Below are 255 nucleotides of genomic sequence, written 5' to 3'. Positions count from 1 at the left end.
CGTTACCTTTTAGGAGGCGACCGCCCCAGTCAAACTGCCCACCTGACACTGTCCCCAGACCGGCTCAACGGCCCAAGGTTAGAACCCCAATGTCCTAAGGGTGGTATCCCACCGGCGGCTCCACCCAGGCTGGCGCCCAGGCTTCTCAGCCTCCCACCTATCCTGTACATAGAACACCAGAGTCCAATGCCAGGCTGCAGTAAAGCTCCACGGGGTCTTTCTGTCCCACCGCAGGTAGCCAGCGTCTTCACTGGC

At 60.8% G+C, this 255-nt stretch carries 1 rRNA gene; it reads right to left on the bottom strand.

What is annotated here, in order from left to right:
• Window positions 1–255: ribosomal RNA gene (locus DXX99_RS11235) — 23S ribosomal RNA — on the bottom strand; the annotation flags it as partial.

The sequence above is a fragment of the Ammonifex thiophilus genome, assembly GCF_003368535.1.
Lineage (GTDB): Bacteria > Bacillota > Desulfotomaculia > Desulfotomaculales > Ammonificaceae > Ammonifex > Ammonifex thiophilus.
The sequence above is the reverse complement of the archived record's forward strand: the minus strand, read 5'-3'. Positions and strand labels throughout refer to the sequence as shown.